This window comes from Mycobacterium mantenii (assembly GCF_001667865.1).
Taxonomy (GTDB): Bacteria; Actinomycetota; Actinomycetes; order Mycobacteriales; family Mycobacteriaceae; genus Mycobacterium; species Mycobacterium mantenii_A.
Genome location: NZ_LZJP01000089.1, coordinates 48,150 through 74,496, shown reverse-complemented (window position 1 = coordinate 74,496; position 26,347 = coordinate 48,150). Strand labels below are relative to the sequence as shown.

Sequence of the window (26,347 nt, the reverse complement as noted above, 5' to 3'; positions counted from 1 at the left end):
GGTGGGTATCGAGTAGTTATCGGGGTCGCAACGATGCTTCCCCGCACAGAAAGTTCCCCACGACAGGAAGTTTCCCGACGAGCGGCATTCCGCACGGAGCACACCGCGGGTTGGCCGCACACAATCGGAACGGAGTGGTGGTGCCCGGTCGTGTCGAAATCGATGACGTCCAACCGGTCGTTTCCTGTGGCGCTTATCCCGCGAAAGCCGTGGTCGGCGAGGTCGTGCCGGTCAGGGCCGCGGTATGGCGAGAGGGCCACGAGGCGGTGGCGGCGACCCTGGTCGTGCGCTACCTCGGTCCCGGCTATCCACAGGTAACGGAGACCCGCCGAGTCAAGGCGGTGCAGGCCCCCGCGCGGCCGGCGACCGAACGCGACGGCAAAGTCGACCAGCAACGGATCAAGCCGCTGCTGCTGCCGATGACGATGGGTCTCGAGCCCTATGTCTTTCACGGTCAGTTCACGCCCGACCAGGTCGGGTTGTGGACCTTCCGGGTCGACGGGTGGGGCGACCCGATTCACTCGTGGCGGCACGGGCTGGTCGCCAAACTGGACGCCGGTCAGGGCGAGACCGAACTGTCGAACGACCTGCTGGTCGGTGCCGGTTTGTTCGAGCGCGCAGCGACGGGCGTGCCGCGCGCGCTGCGCGAACCTCTGCTGTCGGCCGCGGCCGCGCTGCGCAAGTCCGGAGACCCGGTGACCCGATCCGCGCTGGCGCTGGGGCCGGCGGTCGAGGAGATCCTGGCGGACTACCCGCTCCGCGATCTCGTCACCCGGGGCGAGCAGTACGGCATCTGGGTGGACCGGCCGCTGGCCCGGTTCGGCTCCTGGTATGAGATGTTTCCCCGCTCGACCGGCGGGTGGGATGCCAAGGGCAAACCCGTGCACGGCACCTTCGCGACGGCAGCCGCCCAACTTCCACGTATCGCGGCAATGGGATTCGACGTCGTCTACCTGCCGCCGATCCACCCGATCGGCAAGGTACATCGCAAGGGGCGCAACAACTCCCCGACCGCCGCGCCCGGAGATGTGGGTTCGCCCTGGGCGATCGGCAGCGACGAGGGCGGGCACGACGCCATCCACCCGGATCTGGGCACCATCGACGACTTCGACGCCTTCGTCGCCGCGACGCGCGAGCAGGGCATGGAGGTGGCGCTGGACCTGGCGCTGCAGTGCGCACCGGATCATCCCTGGGCGCGTGAGCACCGCAACTGGTTCACCGAATTGCCGGACGGCACCATCGCATACGCGGAAAACCCGCCGAAGAAATACCAGGACATCTATCCGATCAATTTCGACAACGACCCGGCCGGCCTCTACGACGAGGTGCTGCGTGTGGTCCGGCACTGGATGGACCACGGCGTCAAGTTCTTTCGCGTCGACAACCCGCACACCAAACCGCCGGATTTCTGGGCCTGGCTGATCGCTCAGGTGAAAGCCATCGACCCCGACGTCCTGTTTCTGTCCGAGGCGTTCACGCCGCCCGCGCGGCAGTACGGCCTGGCCAAGCTGGGGTTCACGCAGTCGTACAGCTATTTCACCTGGCGCACGGCGAAGTGGGAGCTGACGGAGTTCGGCAACGACATCGCCAACCTGGCCGACTTCCGCCGACCCAACCTGTTCGTGAACACCCCCGACATTCTGCACGCCATCCTGCAGCACAACGGTCCCGGAATGTTCGCCATCCGCGCGGTGCTGGCGGCGACCATGGGGCCGGCGTGGGGCGTGTATTCGGGCTACGAACTGTTCGAGCACCGTGCGGTGCGGGAGGGCAGCGAGGAATACCTGGACTCGGAGAAGTACGAGTTGCGGCCCCGTGATTTCGCGGGTGCGCTCGCCGAAGGACGCTCGCTCGAGCCATTCATCACGCAGCTCAACGCAATTCGCCGCCTGCACCCCGCACTGGAGCAGCTGCGCACGATCCATTTCCACAGCGTGGACAACGATGCGCTGATCGCCTACTCCAAGTTCGACCCGGCGACCGGCGACTGCGTGTTGGTGGTGGTCACGCTCAACGCGTTCGGCACCGAGGAAGCGACGCTGTTTTTGGATATGGCCGCATTGGGTATGGAGCCATACGAGCGCTTCTGGGTGCGCGACGAGATCACCGGCCAGGAATTCCAATGGGGGCAGGCCAATTACGTTCGCCTCGACCCCGGGCAGGCGGTCGCGCACATCATCAACATGCCACTCATACCGTACGACTCACGAATGACACTGCTACGCAGGCAATGAAACGGACCGGAGGTGAAAGGGACATGAGCCAAACCGACCAACTCGCTCGGACACACCTGGCTCCCGATCCGGCCGACCTGTCGCGCCTGATCGCTGGCACACACCACAACCCGCACAGCATTCTGGGCGCCCACGAATACGGGGATCACACCGTCATTCGGGCCTACCGGCCGCACGCGGCCGAAGTTGTCGCGCTGGTCGGCGATGACCGGTTTCCGCTGCAGCACGTCGAGTCCGGCCTGTTCGCCGCGGTGTTGCCCTTCGTCAACCTGATCGATTATCGGCTGCAGATCACCTACGAAGGCGCCGAACCGTACGTCATCGCCGACGCATACCGCTTCTTGCCGACGCTGGGCGAGGTCGACCTCCACCTGTTCGGGGAAGGGCGCCACGAGCGGCTCTGGGAAGTCCTTGGCGCACATCCTCGCTCGTTCACCACGGCCGACGGCGTCGTGCACGGCGTGTCCTTTGCGGTGTGGGCGCCCAACGCCAAGGGCATCAACCTGATCGGCGAATTCAACGGCTGGACCGGAAGTGAAGCCCCGATGCGGGTCCTGGGCTCATCGGGTGTCTGGGAGCTGTTCTGGCCCGGCTTCCCCGTGCACGGCCTCTACAAGTTCCGCGTCCACGGCGCCGACGACGTCGTGACCGAGCGGGCCGATCCCATGGCGTTCGCCACCGAGGTGCCGCCGCACACCGCCTCCCGGGTCACGCACAGCGAGTACACCTGGGAAGACGCCAACTGGATGACCGAGCGCGCCCAGCGCAACCCGGTGTTCGAGCCGATGAGCACCTACGAGGTCCACCTGGGTTCATGGCGCCCCGGACTCAACTACCGCCAATTGGCCCGCGAACTCACCGATTACGTGGTGGAACACGGATTCACCCACGTCGAGCTGCTGCCGGTCGCCGAGCATCCCTTCGCCGGATCGTGGGGCTACCAGGTGACGTCGTACTACGCGCCGACGTCCCGATTCGGCACACCGGACGAGTTCCGGGCCCTGGTCGACGCCTTGCACCAGGCCGGCATCGGCGTGCTGGTGGACTGGGTGCCGGCGCACTTCCCGAAGGACGCATGGGCGCTGGGCCGATTCGACGGCACGCCGCTCTACGAGCACTCCGACCCGAAGCGTGGCGAGCAACTCGATTGGGGCACCTACGTATTCGACTTCGGCCGTCGGGAGGTGCGCAACTTCCTGGTGGCCAACGCGCTGTTCTGGCTCGAAGAGTTCCACATCGACGGCCTACGGGTGGATGCCGTCGCCTCGATGCTCTATCTGGACTACTCGCGCCCGGAGGGCGGCTGGACCCCCAACATCTACGGCGGCCGGGAGAACCTGGAGGCCGTGCAGTTCCTGCAGGAGATGAACGCCACGGTGCACAAGACCGCCCCGGGGATCGTCACCATCGCCGAGGAGTCGACCTCGTGGCCCGGGGTGACAAGACCGACAAACCTTGGCGGCCTGGGCTTTTCGATGAAGTGGAACATGGGCTGGATGCACGACACGCTCGACTACATCAGCCGCGATCCGATTTACCGCAGCTTCCACCACCACGAGATGACGTTCTCGATGCTGTACGCGTTCAGCGAGAACTACGTGCTGCCGATCAGCCACGACGAGGTGGTCCACGGCAAGGGAACGCTGTGGGGCCGGATGCCGGGCAACAATCACGTCAAGGCAGCGGGGCTGCGCAGCCTGCTCGCTTACCAGTGGGCGCACCCGGGGAAGCAATTGTTGTTCATGGGACAGGAATTCGGGCAGCGCGCCGAGTGGTCCGAGGAGCGCGGTCTGGATTGGTGGCAGCTCGATGAGCAAGGGTTCTCCAACGGGGTGCTGCGCCTGGTCCGCGACATCAACGACATCTACCGCAGCCACCCCGCGCTGTGGAGCCAGGACACCGTGCCCGACGGCTATTCCTGGATCGACGCCAACGACTCGGCCAACAACGTGTTGAGCTTCCTGCGCTACGGCAAGGACGGCTCGGTGATGGCGTGCGTGTTCAACTTCGCGGGTGCCGAACACGGCGGATACCGGCTCGGCCTGCCGTCGGCCGGTCGCTGGCGCGAGGTGCTCAACACGGACGCGACGGCGTACAACGGTTCGGGGATCGGCAATATGGGCGGCGTCGATGCCACCGAAGAGCCGTGGCACGGCCGCCCGGCCTCGGCGATGCTGGTGCTGCCGCCGACGTCGGCCCTGTGGCTGGAACCCGAGTAGAGCCGCTTCAGTACAGCGCGTTGGCGAGGTTGCGCCGGCCCGCGACCACCTCGGGATCGGCCGGGTCGAAGAGTTCGAACAGCTCGACCAGGCGAGTGCGCACTAGCGTCCGGTCGTCGCCGGATGTGCTGCGCACCAAGGCAATCAGGCGATCGAACGCCGCACTGACATCCTGATTGAGGATCTGCACGTCCGCCGCCGCGAGGGCGGCTTCGATGTCGCCGGGCGCGGCGTCGGCGACATCGACGGCGTCCGGGCGTTGCGTGGTTGCGCGCGTGAGGAATTCGATTTGGCGAATCGCGCCCTTGGCTTCGGCGTGGGCCGGGTCGGCGTCCAGGATCGATTGGTAGGACGCTTTGGCCGCCTCGAAATCGCCGTCCTCCAGCTGTTGACGGGCGGCGGCCAGCTCGGGGTCGATCGCCTCAGGCCCCGCGGAACCGGTTGCGCCCTTGAGCTTTCCGGCGGTCGCCGAGAGAATTTGGTCCAACCAGCCGCGCAACTGCTCGGTCGGCTGCATCCCCTGGAAACTCGAGATCGGCTGACCGGCGGCCAACGCCACCACGGTCGGGACGGCGTCGACACCGAATATCTGCGCAACCCTGGGCGCGACATCGACGTTGACCGTCGTGAACGCCCACTTGCCATTGTCCTGGGCGGCCAGGCCGGCGAACGTGTCGAGCAACTGGACGCACGCGTCGCTGCGCGGTGACCACAGCAACACGACAACGGGCACTTCCTCGGACCGGAGCAGGACCTCGGCCTCGAAATTGGCCTCGGTGACCGTGATGATTCCCGGGTCACCCTCGGCGGCCGACGGTGCGGATCCTCCGGCAGGGGTGCCTGCGGGCTGGGCCCGCTGCTTGAGGCCGGAGAGATCGACCGCACCAGCCAGGGCGGGGCCGATAGGGGGTCGCGGACGCGTCACGCCGTCAAGTTTGTCATGCGCGTGGGCCACCCATCCACCCGGTGGCGGCGGCGCTCAGGCGGCCGCGCAAGGGGCGAAAAATCGCTCCGAATGGCGGCGCAGCGCCCCGATATGACGAAGATCACAATTTGTCGTCGGCGCGCCGCGCCAGCAACCTCGGCGAAAGCCCGCAACCGCTGGCTATCCTGCGCGCAAAATCAGGGCGTCGCCCTGTCCGCCGGCGCCGCACAGCGCCGCGACGGCGTATCCGGAGCCGCGCCGCTTCAGTTCCAGGGCGGCATGCAGCGTGATCCGCGCCCCCGACATCCCAATGGGATGTCCGACCGCGATCGCGCCGCCGTTGACGTTGACGAGGTCGGGGTTCACGCCCAGTTCGCGGGTCGACGCCAGCGCCACCGCGGAAAATGCCTCGTTGATCTCGATGACATCGAGCTGGTCCACCGAGATGCCCTCACGCTTGATCGCTTTCTTGATCGCGTTGGCCGGCTGCGACTGCAGGGTGGAGTCCGGCCCGGCCACCACGCCGTGCGCGCCGATCTCGGCCAGCCAGCTCAGCCCCAGCTCCTGTGCCTTGGCCTTGTTCATCACCACCACCGCGGCCGCACCATCGGAGATCTGAGAGGCCGATCCGGCGGTGATGGTGCCATCGCGGCGAAATGCCGGCTTGAGGCCGGCCAGCGACTCGGCGGTGGTGTTGGCCCGGATCCCCTCGTCCTCGGCGAACTGCAGCGGATCGCCCTTGCGCTGCGGGATGTTGACCGGCACCACTTCGTCGGTGAAGACACCGTCCTTCCAGGCCGCGGCCGCCTTCTGGTGGGACCGCGCAGCGAACTCGTCCTGCTCTTGCCGGGTGAACTTGTCGACGTCGTTGCGCTGTTCGGTGAGCGCGCCCATCGGCTGGTCGGTGAAGACGTCGTGCAGGCCGTCGTAGGCCATGTGGTCCAGCACCGTCACGTCGCCGTACTTGTAGCCCGAGCGGCTGTCCATCAGCAGGTGCGGCGCCTTGGTCATGGACTCCTGGCCGCCGGCCACCACCACGTCGAACTCCCCGGCCCGAATGAGCTGGTCAGCGAGCGCGATGGAGTCGATCCCGGACAGGCACATCTTGTTGATGGTGAGCGCCGGAACGTCCCAGCCGATGCCCGCCACCACGGCCGCCTGGCGTGCCGGCATCTGGCCGGCCCCGGCCGTCAGCACCTGGCCCATGATCACGTAGTCGACCGCCGAGGCCGGAACATTGGCCTTTTCCAGCGCGCCGGCGATCGCGATGGCCCCCAGATCGCTGGCGGAAAAATCCTTCAGCGAACCCATCAGCTTGCCGATGGGTGTCCGCGCTCCAGCAACGATCACCGACGTCGTCATGACTCTCTCCTAAGGCTTACTGGCGCGCCCCCGATGGCCGTTTCGGCCGCCCCGAGAAGCGCAATCTTTGCCGCCAGGTTACCGTTATGTGATGACGACCGATCAAGTTGACGCCCGTCAGTTCCTGGCCACCTCCCTGGTGACCGCGATCGATCACGTCGGCATCGCAGTCGCCGACCTGGACGCCGCCATCACCTGGTACCACGACACCCTCGGCATGATCCTGGTGCACGAGGAAGTCAACGAGGAGCAGGGAATCCGCGAAGCCATGCTGGCTGTGCGTGGCGCCCAGGCGGGCACCGCTCAGATCCAGTTGATGGCCCCGATCGACGAGTCGTCGACCATCGCGAAGTTCCTCGACAAGCGCGGACCCGGCATCCAGCAGATGGCCGTTCGGGTGAGCGATCTCGACGCCTTCGTCGAGCAGCTCCACGAGCAGGGTGTGCGACTGGTCTACGACGCACCCCGTCGCGGCACGGCAAACTCCCGGATCAACTTCATCCACCCCAAGGATGGCGGCGGAGTTCTGATCGAGCTCGTCGAACCGGCCGCCTGAGACCGGGCATTCACGACCACTTCCTGGTCGGACCGCGGGTAGCGCGGTGCGCCCAGCATGGCGTGTGCCAATGCCGGCGGTCCTCGACCTGGCCCGGGCCCGCACCGAAGGTCGAATCGATCGGCCACACCACCAGATGTGCTGAGCCGGAACGTATTTCGTGGTCGCAACCGGGGCACCGGTAGGTCTTGACCGCGCGGGCGGCGGGGACGGCGCGGACTTCGTAGTCATGGCCGTCGGGCCCGGTCTCCACCCGGCGCAGCTCCGGAAGTGGCGCCCACGGCCGCTGCCGCCGCGATGGGGTCCGGCGCCGAGCCATGCGATCTCCTCTAGTGGCGAATACTCAGAACAGCCGGTATTCGTCGCTGTCCATCCCGCGCATCTTGTCGTAATCCAGTGTCAGACAACGGATGCCGCGATCGGTGGCCAGCGTACGGGCCTGGGGTTTGATCTGCTGAGCGGCGAACACTCCCCTCACCGGAGCCAGGACGGTGTCGCGGTTGAGCAACTCCAGGTAGCGGGTGAGCTGCTCGACCCCGTCGATCTCGCCGCGTCGCTTGATCTCCACCGCCACCGAGCCGCCGCGTTCGTCACGGCATAGCAGGTCGACGGGTCCGATGGCGGTCATGTACTCGCGGCGCACCAGCGTGTATCCCTCGCCCAGCAGTTGCACGTGCTCGGCGAGCAGGGCCTGCAGGTGCGCTTCGACTCCGTCCTTGACCAGCCCGGGATCGACGCCGAGCTCATGGCTGGAGTCGTGCTCGATCTCCTCGACGGTGATGCGCAGTTGTTCGCCGGCCTTGTTCTCGACCACCCACAGCGACGCCTGGTCGCCGGGCTCCTCGATCAGCCAGCACGGCGGACTCATCCAGTTCAGCGGCTTGTAGGCGCGGTCGTCGGCGTGCACGCTGACCGACCCATCGGCCTTGAACAACAGCAGCCTGCGCGCGGACGGCAGATGCGCGGTGAGCCTGCCGACATAGTCAACGGTGCATTGGGCGATCACTAGACGCACCCGACTCACCTTAGAGCGTGGCCGACAAATTAGGCTGACGCCACCATGTCGGCCACCCATAGCTTGGCAAAACGCATCGGCCGGGTGCTCGAGACGGTCACCCGGCAGAGCGGCCGGTTACCGGAGACTCCGGCCTACGGCTCCCTGCTGCTCGGCCGGGTCTCCGAAAGCCAGCGACGTCGGCGCATCCGCATTCAGGTCATCCTGACCGTGCTCGTGCTGGGGGCCAACCTGATCGGCATCGCCGTCGCGCTGCTCCTGGTGACGGTCGCCATTCCGCAGCCAAGCGTGTTCGACGCACCGTGGTGGATAACCTTCCTGGCATCACCTGGCTATATCGCGCTGGCACTGGCCGTGGGCACTTATTGGATCACCCGCAGGACCGTCGTATCGCTCCGCTGGGCCATCGAGGAGCGCACGCCCAACCAGGATGATGAGCGCAATACTTTCCTGGCGCCATGGCGGATCGCCCGCTTCGATCTCGTCCTTTGGGGTGTCGGGGCGGTGGTGCTGACGACGCTCTACGGCCTGGTCAACACGCTGTTCATCCCGCGCTTCCTCATCGCGGTGGGCATCTGCGGCATCTTGGTGGCCACCGGCAGTTATCTGCTCGCCGAGTTCGCGCTGCGCCCGGCGGCGGCCCAGGCGCTCGAAGCGGGGCCACCACCGCGGCGATTCGCCTCGGGCATCATGGGCCGGACCATGGTGGTCTGGTTCCTCGGGTCGGGCCTGCCCGTTCTCGGCATCGCCTTTCTGGCGGGCTTTCAGGCCCTGATGCGCAACCTGACCGAAACCCAGTTCGCGGTTGGCGTGTTCATCGTGTCGATAGCCACGGTGACCTTCGGTTGCGCCTTGATGTGGATTCTGGCTTGGCTCACCGCGACACCGGTGCGCGTGGTCCGTGCGGCGCTGCGGCGTGTGGAGCGGGGTGACCTGCGGGGCGACCTCGTCGTGTTCGACGGCACCGAACTCGGTGAGCTACAACGCGGTTTCAACGCGATGGTGGACGGGCTGCGCGAGCGCGAACGCGTCCGCGACCTGTTCGGCCGGCACGTCGGGCGTGAGGTCGCCCTCGCCGCGGAACGTGAGCGGCCGAAGCTGGGCGGCGAGGAACGCCACGTTGCGGTCCTGTTCATCGACATCGTCGGCTCCACCCAGTTGGTGACCAGTCGGCCTCCCTCCGAAGTCGTTTCGGTGCTCAACAAATTTTTCGGCATCGTCGTCGAGGAGGTAGACCGCCACCGCGGGCTGGTCAACAAGTTCGAGGGCGATGCGACGCTGGCCATCTTCGGGGCCCCGAATCGCCTGGCCAGTCCCGAAGACGAGGCGCTGGCCGCCGCACGCTGCATTGCCGAGCGCCTGAACGACGAGATGCCGGATTGCCAGGCCGGCATCGGCGTGGCGGCGGGTCAAGTCGTCGCGGGCAACGTCGGCGCCAGGGAACGCTTCGAATACACCGTGATCGGTGAACCGGTCAACGCGGCAGCCCGGCTGTGCGAACTCGCCAAGTCACACCCGAACCGGCTGCTCGCGACGGCCCACGCCATCGAGGGTGCAAGTGAAAACGAGCGGACGCGTTGGTCTTTGGGTGACAGCGTGACCCTTCGCGGGCATGACCGTCCCATCCGGCTGGCGGCGCCCGCCGGGGCTGACGACCCGCAGCACGATTGATATCGGGACGAAATGGGTAGAGGGACACAGGAAATGACCCCTCAGAGATTGGCTTTGACATGACCGGTAGTGGACTCGCCCGCCGCGCTTCTGTCGCCGCGGGGATCGCTGCGGCGATCGCCCTGAGTTCGTTGACCGCGGGATGCGGCTCGAGCAACGACAACAAGAACCCGACCACCTCGACCGTCACCACCACCGTCACGACGCCGGCGAGCGTCACGACGACTGCACCGACGTCGCCGGCTCCCGGCGGACCCGGCGGGGGTCCCGCCACCGGACCGGGTGGCGCCACTACTGCCGGGCCTGGCGGTTCGGGCGCCGGTGCCGGGCCCGGTGGGGCCAGCGCGGGTGTGCCGGGCGCGGGCGCGTCTGCGGGACCGGGCGGCGCGGGTGCGTGCGCCGGCGGCGTGTGCGTCGGGACGCCTCCCGGCTGAGCCGGGATGTGGGCGTGATCTGGGACTCCGGCCGACCGTTGTCCCGCTCGCCCCGGGACTTCATCGCGGCCGCCGCAGCCGTGGAGAATCCAGAGTCGAGACCCCAGACAACGGCGTGCGAGTAGTGCCTCAGACCGCGATCTGATGATGGCGCGTTTGGTTGCCCCCACACCGCTTGGCTTCGTACATCGCCTTATCGGCGTGGGCGACCAATTGGTGAAACGCATGTTCGGCGTATTCCGAGATCACGCTGCCCAACTCCAGGGTGGCTATGCCGACGCTGGCGGTCACGGACGCGTTCACCGCGGCCACGGCGTCACAGAGTTGCCGGCCCCACCTCGGCAGCTGTTCTGTCGTAACGATGTCGGCGACCAGGAATTCCTCCCCGCCGACGCGACCGACGACGGCGGTGTCTCCGCACGCGGTGGTCAAGGTGCCCGCCACCGCGATCAGCGCCTCGTCGCCGGCGGCGTGCCCGCGGGTGTCGTTCAGCTCTTTGAAGCGATCCAGATCGACCATCGCCACCGCCAGAAACATGTGATTGGCGCCCGCGAGCATCCGGCCGACGATGGCCCGGTCGCAGGCCCGCCGATTCAGCAGCCCGGTCAGCGGGTCGCGGTTGGCTCGCAAGAGGTCCAACCACAGCGCGCGCACCACGACCTGGATGGCAAGCGGGACGACCACGTTCAGTTCCAGGACCAGAAAGTAACCGGTGAAGGCCAGCACCGTCTGCCCGGAAGCGGCCAGGCGCACCGCTTGCCAGGCCCCGATTGTGCTGGCCAGCACGAAGTTCAGCACCATGAGCCTTGCTGTGTGGAAGAACGCGATGTACCCGCCGGTGACGGATAACGCCGAGCACGCCATCAGCCCGATGAGCGGCTGGGGTTGCCACAGGCAACCGCCGCCGATGGATACGGCGCCGGTCATGATGTAGAAGATGGACTGGCGCCGAGTGGGCCATCCGCTCAACCACAGCGCCGCCATGCCCAGCCCCAGGATGGCGGCGACGACCGAAACCGTCAGCGCGACACGCGGGTACAACGGGACGGGTCCCCACAACACGTTGACGGGCACCAACACCAATGAGGCCGCCACCACGGCTAGAACCTTGCGAGTACTTGTGCTCAGCCCGTGGGCTTGCAAATAGCCTGTCAGCCAGTCGAAATGGTCGTCCTGGCCCCACCATGTCGCCAGCCACGTCATCGGTTCGCCTTCCCCAACTCGCTCACCCCGTCGAGTCATACCCACCAGAGTCAGTGAGCCGGATCACAGTAAATACCATCGGCCGCAGCAAAAATCTCGTTTGGACGAGAAATCCGCGGCAGATGGCGAACCCCGCACGGCCGACTCCGGGGCCGCGGCACCAGCCCACGACGATGTCGCTTTTCCGCCAGTTTTGTCGGAGGCGGGGTGTAAGTCTGGAACCGTGCACGACGACTTCGAACGCTGCTACCGCGCCGTCCAGTCCAAGGACGCCCGGTTCGACGGCTGGTTCGTCACCGCGGTGCTGACCACCCGGATCTACTGCCGGCCCAGCTGCCCGGTGCGCCCACCGTTCGCCCGCAACGCGCGGTTCTACCCGACGGCGGCGGCCGCCCAGCGTGCGGGCTTCCGGGCGTGCAAGCGGTGCCGCCCCGACGCGTCGCCGGGGTCTCCGGAATGGAACGTGCGCGGTGACATCGTGGCGCGAACGATGCGGCTCATCGCCGACGGGACGGTGGACCGCGAAGGTGTCGGCGGCCTGGCCGCCCGTCTCGGTTACACCACCCGGCAACTGGAGCGGCTGTTACAGACCGAGGTTGGGGCCGGCCCTCTCGCGCTGGCCCGCGCGCAACGGGCTCAGACCGCCAGGGTGTTGATCGAGACAACGGACCTGCCATTCGGCGACGTCGCATTCGCCGCCGGCTTTTCCAGCATCCGCCAGTTCAACGACACCGTGCGCTCGGTGTTCGAGAACACACCGAGCGCGCTGCGCCGGCGCGCGGCGACACCCTCCACCGCGGTGCCCAATTCCCCTGGCACCGTGTGTCTTCGGCTCCCGGTGCGCACACCGTTCGCCTATGCGGGGGTCTTCGGTCATCTGGCGGCCGGCACGGTGCCTGGTTGCGAGGAAGTCCGCGCCGGCGCCTACCGGCGCAGTCTGCGCCTTCCGTTCGGCAGCGCGATCGTCACCCTGACCCCCGCTGCCGACCATGTCCGATGCATGCTCGTACTCGACGACTTTCGCGATCTGACAACGGCTATCGCGCGGTGCCGGCGGCTGCTGGACCTCGACGCCGACCCCGAAGCGGTGGACGAAGCGCTGAGTGGGGATGCGGAGTTCTGCGCCGTCGTAGCCAAGGCGCCCGGGCAGCGGGTTCCCCGCACGGTCGACGAGGCCGAACTCGCGGTGCGCGCGGTCCTAGGGCAACAGGTATCGACGAAGGCAGCGAGCACACACGCCGGCCGCCTGGTCGCTGCCTACGGCCAGCCGATCAACGACCCCGAGGGAACTCTGACCCACACCTTCCCGTCGGTCGAGCAGCTCGCGGAAATCGATCCCGTCCATCTGGCGGTGCCCAAGGCCCGGCAACGAACGCTCAGCGCCCTGATCGCCGGCCTCGCCGACGGCAGCGTCGTCCTGGGCACCGGGTGCGACTGGGAAAGCGCCCGAACGCAATTACTCGCCCTGCCCGGGGTGGGCCCATGGACCGCGGAGGTGATCGCAATGCGCGGCCTCGGGGATCCCGACGCGTTTCCCGCCAGCGATCTGGGTCTGCGCCTGGCCGCCGAACAGCTGGGCTTGCCATCCGACGAGCGCTCCCTCGTCGCGCGCAGTGCGCGGTGGCGACCCTGGCGCTCCTACGCCACCCAGTACCTCTGGACCACACTCGAACATCCCGTAAACCATTGGCCGCCAAAGGAGGTCGCATGATTCGCGCCGGCGACGATGCAGAGCGAAGCGATGAAGTGGGGGCACCTCCCGCTTGCGGGGGAGAGTGGCACACATGATCGAGTACCGCACCATCGACAGCCCGATCGGGCTGCTGACCCTGGCCGGCCGAGGCTCGGTGCTGACACACCTGCGGATGGTCGACCAGACCTACGAACCGAGCCGCACCGGTTGGTCGCCTAATCCGCGGGCGTTCAGCGCGGCCGTCGAGCAACTGGCCGCGTATTTCGCCGGCGAGCGCACCGACTTCGACTTCGAATACGACCTGCTCGGCTCCGAATTCCAGCGCCGGGTATGGCGGGCGTTGCTGACAATCCCATACGGGGAGACGCGGTCGTACGGACAGATCGCCCACCAGATCGGAGCTACCGGTTCCGCACGCGCGGTCGGACTGGCCAACGGGCACAACCCGATCGCGATCGTCGTCCCGTGCCACCGGGTGATCGGCGCCAACGGCAGCCTCACCGGCTACGGTGGCGGCCTGGACCGGAAGCGAACGCTTCTCGATCTCGAGCGCAGCCGCACGGCGGCGAACTTAACCTTATTCGACTGAATAACGCATTTGATTGCGAATGCAAAAACACCCCCGTTGCCGGGGGTGTTTTTGTGTATGTTCGGCGGTGTCCTACTTTTCCACCCGTATGGGCAGTATCATTGGCGCTGACAGGCTTAGCTTCCGGGTTCGGAATGGGACCGGGCGTTTCCCTGTCGCTGTGGCCGCCGTAACTCTATTTAAATTTGTTTGGTGGGGGGTGTGGCGTTTTCGCGGCATTACTGCCGTGAAATGGACTGTGGTTGCGATTGTGTGTTGGTAAGTTTTCGGCCGGTTAGTGCCAGTTCCCTGCACCCATTACTGGGCTTCCAGGTCTGGCCTATCGAACCCGTGGTCTGCGGGGGGCCTTATCCCTCTAAAAGGGTGAGAAACCTGATCTTGGAGAAGGTTTCCCGCTTAGATGCTTTCAGCGGTTATCCTGTCCGAACGTGGCTATCCAGCCGTGCCCCTGGTGGGACAACTGGTATACCAGAGGTTCGTCCGTCCCGGTCCTCTCGTACTAGGGACAGGTTTCCTCAAGTTTCTGACGCGCGCGGCGGATAGAGACCGAACTGTCTCACGACGTTCTAAACCCAGCTCGCGTGCCGCTTTAATGGGCGAACAGCCCAACCCTTGGGACCTGCTCCAGCCCCAGGATGCGACGAGCCGACATCGAGGTGCCAAACCATCCCGTCGATATGGACTCTTGGGGAAGATCAGCCTGTTATCCCCGGGGTACCTTTTATCCGTTGAGCGACACCCCTTCCACTCAGAGGTGCCGGATCACTAGTCCCGACTTTCGTCCCTGCTTGACTTGTAGGTCTCGCAGTCAAGCTCCCTTGTGCACTTACACTCAACACCTGATTGCCGTCCAGGTTGAGGGAACCTTTGGGCGCCTCCGTTACATTTTAGGAGGCAACCGCCCCAGTTAAACTACCCGCCAGGCACTGTCCGTGAACCCGATAAGGGTTCGACGTTAGGTGTCCAATACGATCAGAGTGGTATTTCAACAACGACTCCATACAAACTGGCGTCTGTATTTCACAGTCTCCCACCTATCCTACACAAACCGTACCGAACACCAATACCAAGTTGTAGTGAAGGTCCCGGGGTCTTTTCGTCCTGCCGCGCGTAACGAGCATCTTTACTCGTAGTGCAATTTCGCCGAGTCTATGGTTGAGACAGTTGGGAAGTCGTTACGCCATTCGTGCAGGTCGGAACTTACCCGACAAGGAATTTCGCTACCTTAGGATGGTTATAGTTACCACCGCCGTTTACTGGGGCTTAAATTCTCCGCTTCACCTTACGGTTAACGGGTCCTCTTAACCTTCCAGCACCGGGCAGGCGTCAGTCCGTATACATCGTCTTGCGACTTCGCACGGACCTGTGTTTTTAGTAAACAGTCGCTACCCACTGGTTTCTGCGGCCGAATCCCGCTCCCACCGCAAGGGTGTTCACGGTATTCCGGCCCCCCTTCTCCCGAAGTTACGGGGGCATTTTGCCGAGTTCCTTAACCATAGTTATCTCGTACGCCTTGGTATTCTCTACCTGACCACCTGTGTTGGTTTGGGGTACGGGCCGTGTATGTGCTCGCTAGAGGCTTTTCTTGGCAGCAGAGGATCACCGAATTCGCCTCAATCGGCTATGCATCACCTCTCGGGATTAGTGAGCGACGGATTTGCCTATCGCTCTCCCTACGGGCTTGCCCCAGTATTACCACTGACTGGTACGGCTGCCTTCCTGCGTCACCCCATCGCTTGACTACTACCAGCGAAGGTCCCACGCAGCCCCGAAACTCCATGCCCCCGAAGGGGAATGGTCGATCCGGTTTTGGGTGGTTAGTACCGCTGATTCATCAGGGACGCCTATACACGGGTACGGGAATATCAACCCGTTGTCCATCGACTACGCCTGTCGGCCTCGCCTTAGGTCCCGACTCACCCTGGGCGGACTGGCCTGGCCCAGGAACCCTTGGTCTTACGGCGGGCAAGGTTCTCACTTGCCTTATCGCTACTCATGCCTGCATTCTCACTCCCCCACACTCCACCACCGGTCACCCGGCGGCTTCGCTGCATGAGGGACGCTCCCCTACCCACATCCACCGTACGGTGAATGTGCCGCGGCTTCGGCGGTGTGCTTGAGCCCCGCTACATTATCGGCGCATAATCACTTGACCAGTGAGCTATTACGCACTCTTTCAAGGGTGGCTGCTTCTAAGCCAACCTCCTGGTTGTCTCTGCGACTACACATCCTTTTCCACTTAGCACACGCTTAGGGGCCTTAGCCGGCGATCTGGGCTGTTTCCCTTTCGACGTACGGAGCTTATCCCCCGCCGTCTCACTGCCACGCTTTACACCACGGCATTCGGAGTTTGGCTGACGTCAGTAACCTAGTAGGGCCCATCGGCCATCCAGTAGCTCTACCTCCGTGGTGAACCACGCAACGCTGCACCTAAATGCATTTCGGGGAGAACCAGCTATCACGGAGTTTGATTGGCCTTTCACCCCTACCCACAGCTCATCCCCTCAGTCTTCAACCTAAGTGGGTTCGGGCCTCCACGCGGTCTTACCCGCGCTTCACCCTGGCCATGGGTAGATCACTCCGCTTCGGGTCCAGAACACGCCACTACACCCCAAAGGGGATGCGCCCTATTCAGACTCGCTTTCGCTGCGGCTACCCCGCACGGGTTAACCTCGCGACGTGTCCCTGACTCGCAGGCTCATTCTTCAAAAGGCACGCCATCACCCCACGAGGAGGCTCTGACGGATTGTAGGCACACGGTTTCAGGTACTATTTCACTCCCCTCCCGGGGTACTTTTCACCATTCCCTCACGGTACTAATCCGCTATCGGTCATCGAGAAGTATTTAGGCTTACCGGGTGGTCCCGGCAGATTCACAGCAGATTCCACGGGCCCGCTGCTACTCGGGAACTGATACAAGGTAGGTATCGGGTTTTCGCGTACCGGGCTCTCACCGTCTACGGCAGGCCATCCCAGGCCATTTCTGCTAACCACGATACTTTCTGACTACCCCTCAGCCAGGTAGAGCTGAGACATATCACTCCCACAACACCGCGCACACAACCCCTACCCGGTTATACATGCGTGCGGTTTAGCCTGTTCCGCGTTCGCTCGCCACTACTGACGGAATCACAATTGTTTTCTTCTCCTACGGGTACTGAGATGTTTCACTTCCCCGCGTTACCTCCCGCACCCTATATATTCAGATGCGGGTAACACGACATCACTCGTGCTGGGTTTCCCCATTCGGAAATCCTCGGATCAATGCTCGGTTGACAGCTCCCCGAGGCATATCGCAGCCTCCCACGTCCTTCATCGGCTCTCGATGCCAAGGCATCCACCATGCGCCCTTAAACACTTACTTACACACAAAAACCAAAGAAGAAATTACACATTTCGATGAACTCGTCAGCCCCGAAGGACTACGCGTTCATCTAGATGCTCGCAACCACTATCCAATACTCAAACACCACACCCCACCACCAAGATGGGGAGACTCCACACGGTTCGACCGAGTGTTGTCTCAGGGCCCAATAGTGTGTCTGGCAATCATTTGCTGTTGTGCACCCGGTTTTCGTCCACTACAGACGAGAACCCCTCACGGCTCGCACACCACCAATTGGTGTGCTTTTCGTGGTGCTCCTTAGAAAGGAGGTGATCCAGCCGCACCTTCCGGTACGGCTACCTTGTTACGACTTCGTCCCAATCGCCGATCCCACCTTCGACAGCTCCCTCCCAAAGGGTTAGGCCACTGGCTTCGGGTGTTACCGACTTTCATGACGTGACGGGCGGTGTGTACAAGGCCCGGGAACGTATTCACCGCAGCGTTGCTGATCTGCGATTACTAGCGACTCCGACTTCATGGGGTCGAGTTGCAGACCCCAATCCGAACTGAGACCGGCTTTAAAAGGATTCGCTTAACCTTACGGCATCGCAGCCCTTTGTACCGGCCATTGTAGCATGTGTGAAGCCCTGGACATAAGGGGCATGATGACTTGACGTCATCCCCACCTTCCTCCGAGTTGACCCCGGCAGTCTCTCACGAGTCCCCGGCATTACCCGCTGGCAACATGAGACAAGGGTTGCGCTCGTTGCGGGACTTAACCCAACATCTCACGACACGAGCTGACGACAGCCATGCACCACCTGCACACAGGCCACAAGGGAACGCCTATCTCTAGACGCGTCCTGTGCATGTCAAACCCAGGTAAGGTTCTTCGCGTTGCATCGAATTAATCCACATGCTCCGCCGCTTGTGCGGGCCCCCGTCAATTCCTTTGAGTTTTAGCCTTGCGGCCGTACTCCCCAGGCGGGGTACTTAATGCGTTAGCTACGGCACGGATCCCAAGGAAGGAAACCCACACCTAGTACCCACCGTTTACGGCGTGGACTACCAGGGTATCTAATCCTGTTCGCTCCCCACGCTTTCGCTCCTCAGCGTCAGTTACTGCCCAGAGACCCGCCTTCGCCACCGGTGTTCCTCCTGATATCTGCGCATTCCACCGCTACACCAGGAATTCCAGTCTCCCCTGCAGTACTCTAGTCTGCCCGTATCGCCCGCACGCTCACAGTTAAGCCGTGAGATTTCACGAACAACGCGACAAACCACCTACGAGCTCTTTACGCCCAGTAATTCCGGACAACGCTCGCACCCTACGTATTACCGCGGCTGCTGGCACGTAGTTGGCCGGTGCTTCTTCTCCACCTACCGTCAACTCACGAAGTGAGCCTTCGTCGATGGTGAAAGAGGTTTACAACCCGAAGGCCGTCATCCCCCACGCGGCGTCGCTGCATCAGGCTTGCGCCCATTGTGCAATATTCCCCACTGCTGCCTCCCGTAGGAGTCTGGGCCGTATCTCAGTCCCAGTGTGGCCGGACACCCTCTCAGGCCGGCTACCCGTCGTCGCCTTGGTAGGCCATCACCCCACCAACAAGCTGATAGGCCGCGGGCCCATCCCACACCGCAAAAGCTTTCCACCACAAGGCATGCGCCAAGTGGTCCTATTCGGTATTAGACCCAGTTTCCCAGGCTTATCCCGAAGTGCAGGGCAGATTGCCCACGTGTTACTCACCCGTTCGCCACTCGAGTACCTCCGAAGAGGCCTTTCCGTTCGACTTGCATGTGTTAAGCACGCCGCCAGCGTTCGTCCTGAGCCAGGATCAAACTCTCCAAACAAAAACTCCTCGCAAAACGAGGTGAATTCAAATCAGAGAAAATCTGACCTAACAAAAAGACACCAAATAACTGGCATCAAAATACGGCCATACCGACACACGGGGAGTGTTTAAGTATGGCCAAAAAAACAACAACAAATAAAAAGACCAAACACACTATTGAGTTCTCAAACAACACTTGTTTCGCCCGTTTTGGGGCAACCCTGCCAGCTTAATACAGATCCGGCAGGTAAGTCAACTCCCAGTTTTGATCTTCTAGAGACCGTCTCGGGAGCAGCCGTGCCAGGCTAGTACCAATCCAGCGAGGGAGTCAAGGCCCCGATCTCGTCCACCTTCGCGTTGGTGACCGCGCTTGTGGGGCACTGACTTTGGTTACTGTACCCGCTCGATCTCCGCTCCCAAAATCGTCAGGTTTTCCACGAACAACGGGTAGCCGCGATCGATGTGGAAGACGTCGTGGACCTCGGTATCTCCGTCCGCGACAAGGCCGGCCAACACCAGGCCGGCACCGGCCCGGATGTCCGAACACCACACCGGTGCGCTCGACAACTGCGGCAGGCCCCGAACGACGGCGTGGTGCCCGTCGGTCCGGGCGTCGGCGCCCAGGCGAATCATTTCTTCGACAAACCGGAAGCGCGCCTCGAATACGTTCTCGGTGATCATCGATGTGCCGTCGGCGATCGAGGCCAGTGCGATCGCCATGGGCTGCAGATCGGTGGGAAATCCGGGATACGGCAGCGTCGCCACATTGACGGCCTTCGGCCGCTCGTACTGCGTCACCCGGAAACTGTCGTCGGTCTGGGTCACTGTGGCGCCGGCGTCGTGCAGCTTGTGCAGCACGACCTGCAGGTGCCCCGGGTCGATCCCCGTCACCGTGATGTCTCCGCGGGTTATCGCAGCGGCGATCCCCCACGTGGCGGCGACGATGCGGTCCCCGATCACGCGATGCTCGGTCGGGTGCAGCTTCGGAACACCGGTGATGGTCATAGTCGGCGAACCCGCACCTTCGATCCGGGCACCCATCTGGTTCAACATCGTGCACAGATCCACGACGTCGGGCTCGCGCGCCGCGTTGTGAATGGTGGTGACGCCCTCGGCCACGACCGCGGCCATCAGGATGTTTTCGGTGGCCCCCACCGAGGGGAACTCCAACTGGATCTCCGCGCCGCGCAGCGTATCGGCCTGCGCCACCACGCATCCGTGCTCGATGTTGCATTGCGCACCCAGTTGGCGCAGGCCGGCCTGGTGCATGTCCAGCGGACGGGATCCGATCGCGTCACCGCCCGGCAGCGCGACGCGGGCGCGCTTGCACCGGCCGACCAGCGGTCCCAGCACGCACACCGACGCGCGGAACTGTCGCACCGCGGCGAAGTCGGCATCGTATTTGGGCTCGTCCGGAGAGGTGATCCGTGCGACGTCGCCGTCCAGTTCGACGGTCGCGCCCAGGCCGCGCAGCACCTCCGCCATCAGCGGCACGTCCAGGATGTCCGGGCAGTTGGTGATCGTGCTGGTGCCTTCGGCCAACAGCGTCGCGGCCATCAGCTTGAGCACACTGTTTTTGGCGCCCCCTACTGCGACTTCGCCGGACAACCGGTTGCCGCCGGTCACCACGAATCGCTCAGCCACCCGCGTCAGTCTAGTGAAGCGGTATCGGCTTGTCAGTCGGCCAACCCACACACCCGGGTACGGTTTGCTCATGGCAGTGCACCTGACTCGCATCTACACACGGACCGGCGACGACGGCACCACGGGATTGAGTGACTTCTCGCGGGTCTCCAAGAACGACCCACGGCTGGTGGCCTATGCCGATTGCGACGAAGCCAACTCGGCGATCGGCGTCGCCGTCGCCGTGGGTCAGCCGGACGAGCAGCTCATGGGTGTGTTGCGGCAGATCCAGAACGATTTGTTCGATGCCGGCGCCGATCTGTCGACGCCGGTGGTGGAAAGCCCCGAATATCCCCCGCTGCGTGTGACCCAGCCCTACATCGACCGGCTCGAAAAGTGGTGTGACACATACAACGAGTCGTTGCCGAAGTTGAATTCGTTTGTGTTGCCCGGTGGTTCGCCGTTGTCGGCTTTGCTGCACGTCGCCCGAACGGTGGTACGCCGAGCCGAGCGGTCGGCATGGGCGGCGATCGATGCCGCGCCCGGGCAGGTGAACACCCTGCCCGCGAAATACCTGAACCGGCTCTCGGATCTGCTCTTCATCCTGTCGCGCGTGGCCAACCCCGACGGCGACGTGCTGTGGAAACCTGGCGGCGAGAACGCCGGCACGAGTTAGCCGAAGAGGCCTGTCCGGGCTGACCCGCAGGGAGGAATCGGTCTACAGGCTGCGCCGGCGGGAGCGGGGCGAGGGACGCGACTCCAGCCAGGACAAGAACGCGGTCAATGCGCCCTTGTCCAGGGCGATCTCGTAGCCGGACCTACGGTCCTGGGTCGTGTCGCGCAGCTCGATGACGACGATCTCGTCCGTCATGATGTCGAACTCGTCGCCGCGCGGCGCCCGCCTGGCGACGATCTCCACGCCTCGCCGGCTCAGCCGCCGGTCCGGCCACAGCCGCAGACTGGAGAGCCGATAGAACGCGGCTTCGCCGCCGCGGTAGCGGATTACGCCATGCCGCCAGCCGTGGCCTCCGACAGCGGGAATGTCTCGCATGATCCCCGCCGTGCCGCCCTGGCGCAGCTTCCACAACCGATAACTCAGCCCGATGACGGCGCTCGCCAGCACGACGACGAGCACGACCATGCCAATCATGGGCGCGCTCATCGGCGGTTAGTCGATCGCGCCGACGGCGCGCAATCTCGCGCGCCCTCTGGCGGCGATACGCGGATCGTCCGACTCAGATGCCTCTCGGGCGGCGCTCTCGTCGATCTCCGACTCGAACTCGGCGGATTCGGCCAGGATCGTGACCGATTCCTCGGTGACAGACAAGAATCCGCCGTCCACCGCGATCCGCAGATCGTCTTCGCCCTCTCGTTCGACGCGCACCATTGCGTCGTCGACCAACTGCGCTACCACCGGGATGTGCCGCGGCAGAATGCCGATCTCACCGACCGTGGTGCGGGTGAACAGAAACGTTGCCTCACCCGACCAGATCTTTCGGTCGACAGCGACTATCTCAACGTTCAATTCGGCCATGCCACAGAGCCTTTCAGAGCCTTTTCGCTAACGCCTCAGGATTCCAGTTTGGCGCCAAAGCCTTCGGCCTTCTTGGCCAGGTCGTCGAGGCCACCGATCAAGAAGAACGCCTGTTCCGGGATGTGGTCGAAGTCGCCCTTGGTCAGGCGGTCGAACGCCTCGATGGTCTCCTTGAGGGGCACCGTCGAGCCAGGCTGGCCGGTGAACTGCTCGGCCGCCATCATGTTCTGCGACAGGAACCGCTCGATCCGTCGCGCACGCTGGACGAGTTGCTTGTCCTCTTCGGACAACTCGTCGATACCGAGGATCGCGATGATGTCCTGGAGGTCCTTGTAGCGCTGCAGGATTCGGATGACTTCCTGGGCCACGCGGTAGTGCTCGTCACCGACGACGCTCGGGTCCAGAATGGTCGAGCTCGATGCCAGGGGGTCCACCGCCGGGAAGATGCCCTTGGAGAACACGTTTCGGGACAGCTCCGTGGTGGCGTCCAGGTGCGCGAACGTCGTCGCCGGCGCCGGGTCGGTGTAGTCGTCGGCGGGGACGTAGACCGCCTGCATGGACGTGATCGACCGGCCTCGCGTCGAGGTGATGCGCTCCTGCAGCTCACCCATCTCGTCGGCCAGGGTGGGCTGGTAACCCACCGCGGACGGCATGCGGCCGAGCAGCGTGGAGACCTCGGAGCCGGCCTGGGTGAACCGGAAGATGTTGTCGATGAACAGCAGCACGTCCTGGCCCGCCTCGTCGCGGAACCACTCGGCCATGGTCAGTGCCGACAGCGCCACCCGCATACGGGTGCCGGGCGGCTCGTCCATCTGACCGAACACCAGCGCGGTGTCCTTGAGCACGTCGGCTTCTTTGAGCTCGACCCAGAGGTCGTTGCCCTCACGGGTGCGCTCACCCACGCCGGCGAAAACCGAAGTACCACCGAAGTTTCGGGCGATACGGTTGATCATCTCCTGGATCAGCACCGTCTTGCCCACACCGGCACCGCCGAACAGCGCGATCTTGCCGCCACGCACGTACGGGGTGAGCAGGTCGACGACCTTGAGGCCGGTCTCGAGCATCTCGGTGCGGGGCTCGAGTTCCTCGAAGGCCGGTGGCTTGCGGTGGATCGACCAGTGCTCGAAGTCGTCGCCGTATCCCGGCTTGTCCAGGCAGTCTCCCAGCGCGTTGAAGACGTGGCCCTTGACCTCTTGGCCGACCGGCACCGAGATCGGCTTGCCGCTGTCGATCACCTCGACCCCGCGCACCAGACCGTCGGTGGGCTGCAGCGAGATCGTGCGCACCAGGTTGTCGCCGAGGTGCTGTGCGACCTCGAGCGTCAGGGTCTTCTTGAGGTCCTCGAACGTGATCTCGGCGTTGAGCGCGTTGAACAGTTCCGGAACGGATCCACGCGGGAACTCGACGTCGACCACGGGGCCGGTGATTCGCACCACCCGGCCGCTGGTCTCGGAGTTGGTGGACTTATCGGTCTTCTCGTCAGTAGCAGTCATTTTCTTCTTCCTCGTGTGCTACCTGGCGTCGGCGAGCGCGTTTGCGCCGCCGACGATTTCGCTGATCTCTTGGGTGATCTGAGCCTGCCGCTCGCGGTTCGCCATCAGCGTCAGTTCTTTGATCAGGTCGTCCGCGTTGTCGGTCGCCGACTTCATCGCCCGCTGGCGCGACGCGAGCTCCGATGCCGCCGATTCGAGCAACGCCGCGTAAACGCGGGTCGTCACGTACCGCGGCAACAGCGACTCGAAAAGCGTTGTCGCGTCCGGCTCGAACGAGTACAGCGTGTGGAGCTCCTCGGGTTCCTCGACATATTCCACGACCAGCGGAGCGATGCGGTGGGCCACCGCGGCCTGCGACATCATCGACTTGAACTCCGAGTAGACGATGTGCAGTTCGTCGACGCCCTGGCCGTCTTCGGACTCGTCGTCGCCCGTGCCGGCCATGAACGTCTCGACCAGGGTGGACGCGATCTCCGCGGCGTTTTCATACGTGGGTTGCTCGGAGAACCCCGTCCACGATTCGGTGATGTCCCAGTTACGGAACTTGAAGTAATTCAACGCTTTACGCCCAACCGTGTACACGACCGGTGTCTTGCCCTCCTCCCTCAGCAGGGAGAACAGCTCCTCGGAGCGACGGAAAATGCTCGAGTTGTACGCGCCGCACAAACCACGGTCTGAGGACACCACCAAAACTCCGGCCCGCTTCGGCTCTTCCCGTTCCACCAGCAACGGGTGGTCCAGCGCGGCCTCGGAGGACAGTGTGGTGAGCATCGCGGTGATCTGGAATGCGTACGGCCGTGCGGCTTCCAACCGGGCCTGGGCCTTACCGATGCGCGATGTCGCGATCATCTCCTGGGCCTTGGTGATCTTCTTGATCGACCCTGCCGAACGAATCCGGCCCCGTAATTCACGAAGTGTGGCTGCCATCGGTAGCTACTTCTTGTCCTTGCCGGAGGCCTTCTTGGATTCCTTCTTCGGCTTCTCCTTCTTGACCTGTACGGACTCCTTCGCCAGATCCTCTTCGTCCAAGGGCTCGACGTGCTCGTCGGGCACCACCGAGGCGCCGCCGGTGGCCGCGAAGCCCTTCTTGAAGTTCTTGATGATTTCGGTGAGCTGGTTCTCGCCCTCTTCCGAGAGCTTTCCGCTGTCGCGGACGCCGGTCAGGAACTTTTCCTCCGAAGCCCGCATGTGGTCCAACAGCTCCGTCTCGAACCGCCGGACGTCCTCGACCGGCACCGAGTCCAGGTGACCGCCGGTGCCCAGGAAGATCGAGACCACCTGCTCCTCAACGGGCATGGGCTGGTACTGCGGCTGCTTGAGCAGTTCGACCAGGCGCTCGCCGCGCTCCAGCTGCGCCTTGGACGTCGCGTCCAGGTCCGAGGCGAAGGCGGCAAAGGATTCCAGTTCGCGGTACTGCGACAAGTCCAGTCGCAGCGAGCCGGCAACTTCCTTCATGGCCTTGATCTGCGCCGCACCACCCACGCGGGACACCGACACACCGACGTTGATGGCCGGCCGCACACCCTGGTTGAACAGGTCGGATTCCAGGAAGCACTGCCCGTCGGTGATGGAGATGACGTTGGTGGGAATGTAGGCCGAGATGTCGTTGGCCTTGGTCTCGATGATCGGCAACCCGGTCAGCGAGCCGCCACCGAGCTCGTCGGACAGCTTGGCGCAGCGCTCCAACAGGCGCGAGTGCAGGTAGAACACGTCGCCGGGGTACGCCTCGCGACCCGGCGGGCGGCGCAGCAACAACGAGATCGCCCGGTACGCCTCGGCCTGCTTGCTCAAGTCGTCGAAGACGATCAGCACGTGCTTGCCGTCGTACATCCAGTGCTGGGCGATCGCCGAACCCGTGTACGGCGCAAGCCATTTGAAGCCGGCGGAGTCGGATGCCGGCGCCGCGACGATGGTGGTGTAGTCCATCGCGCCGCCCTCTTCCAGGGCGCGCCGCACCGACGCGATCGTGGTGCCCTTCTGGCCGATGGCCACGTACACGCAGCGCACCTGCTTGCGCTCGTCGCCGCTCTCCCAGTTCTCCCGCTGGTTGAGGATGGTGTCCACGCAGACCGCGGTCTTGCCGGTCTTGCGGTCGCCGATGATCAGCTGACGCTGGCCGCGACCGATCGGGGTCATCGCGTCGATGGCCTTGATGCCGGTCTGCAGCGGCTCGCTCACGCTCTGTCGCTGCACCACCGACGGCGCCTGGATCTCCAGCGCGCGGCGGATGTCGGTGTCGATGTCCCCGCGGCCGTCGATCGGATGGCCCAGCGGGTTGACGACGCGTCCCAGGAACGCGTCGCCGACCGGAACCGACAAGACTTCACCGGTGCGCTTGACCTGTTGGCCCTCTTCGATCTTCTCGAAGTCACCCAGGATCACCGCACCGACGCTGTGCTCGTCGAGGTTGAGTGCGACGCCGAGGACGCCGCCGGGGAACTCGAGCAGTTCCTGGGTCATGACCGAGGGCAGGCCTTCGACGTGCGCGATGCCGTCTCCGGCCTCGGTGACGGTACCGACCTCTTCCCGGGAGGTGTCGGACGTGAAAGAGCCTACGTACTCCTCGATGGCGCTCTGGATGTCATCAGCGGAGATTGTCAACTCGGCCATGGCTTTTCGTCTTCCTACTTGATCTTGGT

At 64.2% G+C, this 26,347-nt stretch carries 19 protein-coding genes and 3 rRNA genes; 8 read left to right on the top strand and 14 right to left on the bottom strand.

The genetic code is table 11. The features are described from left to right. The first annotated feature begins 140 nt into the window (after positions 1-140). Positions 141-2,234 carry an alpha-1,4-glucan--maltose-1-phosphate maltosyltransferase gene (locus tag A5688_RS14145; RefSeq protein ID WP_207546668.1) on the top strand — a complete coding sequence of 698 codons (2,094 nt, stop codon included), beginning with the start codon at positions 141-143 and terminating at the stop codon, positions 2,232-2,234. 23 nt (positions 2,235-2,257) lie between these two features. Continuing rightward, on the top strand, positions 2,258-4,453 hold the full coding sequence (glgB, locus tag A5688_RS14140; RefSeq protein WP_067911565.1) for a 1,4-alpha-glucan branching protein GlgB: 2,196 nt from the start codon (positions 2,258-2,260) through the stop codon (positions 4,451-4,453). Positions 4,454-4,460: 7 nt separating this feature from the next. Here glgB and A5688_RS14135 read toward each other — a convergent pair whose 3' ends face one another. Further along, positions 4,461-5,378 carry a thioredoxin family protein gene (locus tag A5688_RS14135; protein WP_067911643.1) on the bottom strand — a complete coding sequence of 306 codons (918 nt, stop codon included), beginning with the start codon at positions 5,376-5,378 and terminating at the stop codon, positions 4,461-4,463. 180 nt (positions 5,379-5,558) lie between these two features. Beyond that, entirely contained in the window at positions 5,559-6,740 is a 1,182-nt protein-coding gene (locus A5688_RS14130; protein ID WP_067911568.1) for an acetyl-CoA C-acetyltransferase, read from the bottom strand. Between the two features lie 88 nt (positions 6,741-6,828). On the opposite strand from A5688_RS14130, the gene mce reads away from it, so the two are divergent. After that, positions 6,829-7,296 (top strand): methylmalonyl-CoA epimerase, encoded by a 468-nt coding sequence (gene mce, locus A5688_RS14125; protein ID WP_082951325.1) that lies wholly within the window; start codon positions 6,829-6,831, stop codon positions 7,294-7,296. A gap of 10 nt (positions 7,297-7,306) precedes the next feature. Here the strand turns inward: mce and A5688_RS14120 are convergent, their stop codons facing one another. Continuing rightward, positions 7,307-7,615, bottom strand: a complete 309-nt coding sequence (locus A5688_RS14120; protein ID WP_067837839.1) for a hypothetical protein — start codon at positions 7,613-7,615, stop codon at positions 7,307-7,309. A 24-nt stretch (positions 7,616-7,639) separates the two neighbouring features. Then, on the bottom strand, positions 7,640-8,311 hold the full coding sequence (gene nucS / locus A5688_RS14115) for an endonuclease NucS (protein WP_067911570.1): 672 nt from the start codon (positions 8,309-8,311) through the stop codon (positions 7,640-7,642). Positions 8,312-8,356: 45 nt separating this feature from the next. Here nucS and A5688_RS14110 point away from each other — a divergent pair, with 45 nt between their 5' ends. Both A5688_RS14110 and A5688_RS27910 read left to right on the top strand, forming a co-directional pair. Beyond that, entirely contained in the window at positions 8,357-9,982 is a 1,626-nt protein-coding gene (locus A5688_RS14110) for an adenylate/guanylate cyclase domain-containing protein (RefSeq protein WP_067837837.1), read from the top strand. Between the two features lie 59 nt (positions 9,983-10,041). Continuing rightward, positions 10,042-10,416, top strand: a complete 375-nt coding sequence (locus tag A5688_RS27910) for a hypothetical protein (protein WP_067837836.1) — start codon at positions 10,042-10,044, stop codon at positions 10,414-10,416. Positions 10,417-10,545: 129 nt separating this feature from the next. Here the strand turns inward: A5688_RS27910 and A5688_RS14105 are convergent, their stop codons facing one another. Continuing rightward, on the bottom strand, positions 10,546-11,619 hold the full coding sequence (locus A5688_RS14105) for a GGDEF domain-containing protein (RefSeq protein ID WP_067911573.1): 1,074 nt from the start codon (positions 11,617-11,619) through the stop codon (positions 10,546-10,548). Positions 11,620-11,842: 223 nt separating this feature from the next. On the opposite strand from A5688_RS14105, the gene A5688_RS14100 reads away from it, so the two are divergent. Both A5688_RS14100 and A5688_RS14095 read left to right on the top strand, forming a co-directional pair. After that, positions 11,843-13,330 carry a DNA-3-methyladenine glycosylase 2 family protein gene (locus A5688_RS14100; protein WP_067911576.1) on the top strand — a complete coding sequence of 496 codons (1,488 nt, stop codon included), beginning with the start codon at positions 11,843-11,845 and terminating at the stop codon, positions 13,328-13,330. Positions 13,331-13,403: 73 nt separating this feature from the next. Next, complete coding sequence (locus tag A5688_RS14095; protein WP_067837987.1) at positions 13,404-13,901, top strand: methylated-DNA--[protein]-cysteine S-methyltransferase; 498 nt, start codon at positions 13,404-13,406, stop codon at positions 13,899-13,901. Positions 13,902-13,960: 59 nt separating this feature from the next. On the opposite strand, the gene rrf is transcribed toward A5688_RS14095, so the two are convergent. From rrf to murA, 4 genes are all read right to left on the bottom strand, one after another. Further along, positions 13,961-14,073 (bottom strand): 5S ribosomal RNA (gene rrf / locus A5688_RS14090). 82 nt (positions 14,074-14,155) lie between these two features. Further along, a 23S ribosomal RNA gene (locus tag A5688_RS14085) occupies positions 14,156-17,265 on the bottom strand. Between the two features lie 283 nt (positions 17,266-17,548). Continuing rightward, a 16S ribosomal RNA gene (locus tag A5688_RS14080) occupies positions 17,549-19,077 on the bottom strand. The 16S, 23S and 5S rRNA genes sit together here, the layout of an rRNA operon. A 371-nt stretch (positions 19,078-19,448) precedes the next feature. After that, entirely contained in the window at positions 19,449-20,702 is a 1,254-nt protein-coding gene (gene murA / locus A5688_RS14075; RefSeq protein WP_067837831.1) for a UDP-N-acetylglucosamine 1-carboxyvinyltransferase, read from the bottom strand. A gap of 70 nt (positions 20,703-20,772) precedes the next feature. Here murA and A5688_RS14070 point away from each other — a divergent pair, with 70 nt between their 5' ends. Next, positions 20,773-21,357 (top strand): cob(I)yrinic acid a,c-diamide adenosyltransferase, encoded by a 585-nt coding sequence (locus tag A5688_RS14070; protein WP_067837830.1) that lies wholly within the window; start codon positions 20,773-20,775, stop codon positions 21,355-21,357. Positions 21,358-21,399: 42 nt separating this feature from the next. On the opposite strand, the gene A5688_RS14065 is transcribed toward A5688_RS14070, so the two are convergent. The 5 genes from A5688_RS14065 to atpA are packed head-to-tail and all read right to left on the bottom strand — an operon-like array spanning position 21,400 to position 26,318. Beyond that, positions 21,400-21,843: a DUF2550 domain-containing protein gene (locus tag A5688_RS14065; RefSeq protein WP_067837829.1), complete on the bottom strand. Its 444-nt coding sequence runs from the start codon at positions 21,841-21,843 to the stop codon at positions 21,400-21,402. Between the two features lie 6 nt (positions 21,844-21,849). After that, complete coding sequence (locus A5688_RS14060; protein ID WP_067837828.1) at positions 21,850-22,215, bottom strand: F0F1 ATP synthase subunit epsilon; 366 nt, start codon at positions 22,213-22,215, stop codon at positions 21,850-21,852. 35 nt (positions 22,216-22,250) lie between these two features. Then, positions 22,251-23,708 carry a F0F1 ATP synthase subunit beta gene (gene atpD, locus A5688_RS14055; RefSeq protein WP_067837827.1) on the bottom strand — a complete coding sequence of 486 codons (1,458 nt, stop codon included), beginning with the start codon at positions 23,706-23,708 and terminating at the stop codon, positions 22,251-22,253. A gap of 18 nt (positions 23,709-23,726) precedes the next feature. Further along, complete coding sequence (locus A5688_RS14050) at positions 23,727-24,635, bottom strand: F0F1 ATP synthase subunit gamma (protein WP_067911579.1); 909 nt, start codon at positions 24,633-24,635, stop codon at positions 23,727-23,729. 6 nt (positions 24,636-24,641) lie between these two features. Next, the gene (gene atpA / locus A5688_RS14045; protein ID WP_067837821.1) at positions 24,642-26,318 is read right to left on the bottom strand and encodes a F0F1 ATP synthase subunit alpha; all 1,677 of its coding nucleotides are present in this window, start codon (positions 26,316-26,318) and stop codon (positions 24,642-24,644) included. Positions 26,319-26,347 lie beyond the last annotated feature (29 nt).